Raw genomic sequence first — 3,538 nt, forward strand, 5'->3', positions numbered from 1 at the left:
TTTACGTCGTTTACCACCTTTAGAAAAAACCATTAGGTGAAGTTGACGACGACTAATAGGAGGACGTTTGATGACAGCGAAAGGAGCGTTTGTTACTTCAACGAAACCCTTCCAATCATATCCATGACTATTAGAATTGTGAAATGGCCAATAATCTAAAAACTGAAAACAGGCAAGAGCAATGCCATCGTTAGCATGGCTTTCTGGTGATTGTTCTGCTTTATTTTTGGACTTTTCTAGTCCCAAATATTTTCTGAGATTAGAGGTTTGCCAACCAAAGCGAGTATGGACTGTTGCCAATTGAGACAGTTGCTCAATTGCCCATTTCTGTCCGACCATAACCGACGAGAAACCTTTTCCAGACTTAGCCCCTTTTCTACCAGAAGTTAGATCAATATCGGCTTTGATGTACTCAAAGTAAATATCGGTAATTGGATAGATTTTGGTTAGTTCGGAAACGACTCGAAGTTCAAGTTGACGATTAGCTCTGATTGAGGGAGCTAATTTTCCTTGTTTTCTATTTGAGAATCGTTTTTGTCGATGCGCTCTTAGATTAAAAGAAAGTTGGCGGTTAATCCGTCTTTTTCTACGTCCTCTTCGCATTAACCGTCTATTGTCCAGGCGCTCTTTTACTCGTTTAAAAGGAAGTTCTAAGTGAGCCTTCCAAAGAGTAAAAAGGGAGGATTGAACGCCAATTCCAGAGAATAATTTACCCGGGTCAATACCAATGGCAATCGGTTGGGTTTTGTTGTTAGAGGATTCAGTGGTTAGCTGGACATAGAAAATACCTAAGTCGTTGAATTTACCGATAGCTTTTCCTTCTTTAATCCACCGTCTGGCCCGACTGGGTTTGGTGGGCATTAACGGTTTTCCCTCTTTTGAGATAACAGGAACTCTTGCCATGGAGATAATCCTTAAGAGTAAAGTTAAAGTCCCTTTCCGCAACACAATCAAGATGTCTTGTCTAACAACGCTTTACCAATAAAGCTTAGAGGGAATCCGAACTAGGGAAGTATTCGGAAGTCTGTGCCAGATTGTGTCTCGATGCGGTAGTCTCTACTTGCGTCGCCTAAATTGGTCTAGGCAAGCCCCGTCCCTTTTAGGGTGGGGTTAGTGACGGTTAGATTGTGGGGGTGAGTACGGGGGTTTTGTTTTGCCAGCTTTCTGGCCATTGGATCGCGTCGGCACTGAAGGCGAGGGGATCATTGGCTAGGGGAGAATGGAAGGGTTCTTCTACCAGCGCGAATTGGCCGTTATCGAAGGGAATTCCCGCTGCAGGGCGATCGAGGTAGAATCTCTCTCGGATTCCCTTCTCCGCTTGTTTTAAGGCCCGGTGGTGACAGTAGGGGTTATTGCCGCGGCGATCGAAGAAAACATGAGCCGTCCAACTACAACCACCGCGGCAGAGTTCGGCGAACTCGCAGGTTTTACAGAATCCCCAGAGATGATCGGTTCCCTTCGGGGTTCCCGCACCGAGGTTGAAGCGCAGTTCTTCGGCCTCTTCGATAATCTGGCGCAGGGAGCGATCGCGGATATTGCCCCCGGTATAGGCTGCGGTGGGAAGGGAGGGACAGCCTTTGATCGCTCCGTCGGCCTCGATACCCAGTGCCGCCAGTCCGGCACTACAGCCCTGCCAGAATGTCCACGCATCCCCTCCCCGCAATAAACGTTCGTAGGGGCCGTAATAGCCGATATTGTTGCCCGGTTGTACGTCTACCCCCTCGCGTCGCGCTCGCTCGGTGACACGGGCGACCATCGGGTATAGTTCTAGGAGTTCGTAGGGTTGCAGGAGAATTTCCGAGTTATCGGCGGCGTTACCCATCGGGACGGTTAACTGGATCTGCCAGGCGAATACGCCCGCATCGCGGATTTTTTCGTAGATTCGGGGAAATTCGGGGGCAGAAAGACGATTTATCTGGGTATTGCAACCGAAGGGGATACCGGCTTGTTTTAGGTGGCCCATGGTGCGGAAAGCCCATTGCCACGAACCTGGTTTCCCCCGCAGGCGATCGTGGGTAGCCTCTAATCCGTCCACGGAGACGGAGACGACTTTGATCCCCGCGTCTTTCATCTTGTGGGCGGTGTCGAGGGTGATGCCGTAGCCGCCGGTGGTGACACCGCAGATCATGCCTGCGTTGGTAATCGCCCGGGCGATATCGAGCCAGTCGGGACGGAGGAAGGCTTCTCCCCCGATCAGGGTAACTTCTTTGATGCCCACTTCGGCCAGTTGACGGACGAGATCGAGGGCCTCTTCAGTGGTAAGTTCGTGGCTACGGGTGTGGCCGGCGCGGGAACCGCAATGCTGACAGGCGAGGTTACATTTCAGGGTAATTTCCCAGACGGCGTAGCTGATGCGACGGTATTCGGTCATTGGAATTCTCCTATGTTTATGTTTAGGAGCAAATCACGCGGATAAGGAGAGCCGTATATTTGGATTTGGTGTTGGTTCAGCCATCCCCCGACGATCGCTTTTAAGTCTTCTTCGGTTAGGGTTTTGAGTTCGTCATCGTTAGCGATTTCGTCCAAAACCTTTAAACGAAAATCGGGATCGGTTGCTAGTTTTTCGGTAAAATTCGGGGTGCGATCAAAAGACATAGTTAGCTCCTTAGAAGTTTAATACTCGATAAAATTTATGAGTCGATTGGGATTAGAAATCATACGAAACGATCTGCCGGTAATCCGTACATCGGTCGAACGATTCCGTCACCTGGAATAGGCCATTTAGGCTTGCGGTTGGGTGGCAGACCGTACATCGGACGAAATCGAACACCGTCGATAAATCCACCTGCGACCGCCGCTAAATCTTCCTCGCTTAAATCTTTAATTTCTTCATCGGGGCGATCGGACTCTAGAAGTCGTGCGGTGTATTCCTCGAATTCCTGTGGTGTGAAATCGAACCCCGCAGCTTTGACGATCTCGCTGCATTCTTCTTTGCTATTCACCGATTGGATTCGGGAACGGAAGGATTCATCGGAGGCGACTTTTTGATAAAAAGCGTGAACTTGTTCGAGAGCCATAAGTTAACTCCTGTTAGAATTTGAGAGTGATGGGAGGATACGGTTGGTAGATAAGCTGTTCAGCATTTAAATTGCTTGTGGAGATGAGGCACTCTTGCAAGAGGCAACACCCCCCAACTCCCGCGACGGGGGAGATTCAGCTAATCTAACGATAGGCGGTTATAGCGGTTTTCACAGAAGTGAGTCCCGATTGAAACGCTGAAACGCCTATCTATCAAGGGATTTACTATACCTTATTAGACTGAAAACCGCTATAAAATGGGTCCTTGCTTAATATTCGGGAGTGATGGGAGGATCGGTTGGTAGATAAGTCCGACAGTGATGGGCGGACGAATTATTTTTCCTAGTATTGTTGGTGGTTTTAGCAGTGCTTGTGCAAAACCGCCTTGAATGTTGCGAGTCTCGATCGCGCGATTGATCGCAGTTTCAAGAGATTCTTGAAAAGAGTTCACCTGTAGATCGGAAATATGAATTTTAGCCATGGTAATTAGACTCCTATTTAATAGGGTTAAGATTCGGGT

General features: G+C 48.6%; 5 protein-coding genes. All 5 read right to left on the bottom strand.

Annotated elements, in window-relative coordinates:
• A partial coding sequence (locus O9295_RS25430) for an RRXRR domain-containing protein (protein WP_288036080.1) occupies nucleotides 1-903 on the bottom strand: 903 nt, incomplete at its 3' end.
• A 217-nt stretch (nucleotides 904-1,120) separates the two neighbouring features.
• Complete coding sequence (locus O9295_RS25435) at nucleotides 1,121-2,371, bottom strand: nif11-class peptide radical SAM maturase 3 (protein ID WP_288036082.1); 1,251 nt, start codon at nucleotides 2,369-2,371, stop codon at nucleotides 1,121-1,123.
• Nucleotides 2,368-2,595, bottom strand: a complete 228-nt coding sequence (locus tag O9295_RS25440; protein WP_288036084.1) for a bacteriocin — start codon at nucleotides 2,593-2,595, stop codon at nucleotides 2,368-2,370. Before O9295_RS25440 ends, O9295_RS25435 begins: the two co-directional genes overlap by 4 nt.
• Nucleotides 2,596-2,654: 59 nt before the next feature.
• Nucleotides 2,655-3,017, bottom strand: a complete 363-nt coding sequence (locus O9295_RS25445; protein ID WP_288036085.1) for a Nif11-like leader peptide family natural product precursor — start codon at nucleotides 3,015-3,017, stop codon at nucleotides 2,655-2,657.
• Between the two features lie 251 nt (nucleotides 3,018-3,268).
• The coding region (locus O9295_RS25450; protein WP_288036086.1) for a hypothetical protein at nucleotides 3,269-3,538 on the bottom strand (270 nt) is incomplete at its 5' end.

Origin of the sequence: Microcystis sp. LE18-22.4A, assembly GCF_027531105.1 — a bacterium.
Taxonomy (GTDB): Bacteria; Cyanobacteriota; Cyanobacteriia; order Cyanobacteriales; family Microcystaceae; genus Microcystis; species Microcystis aeruginosa.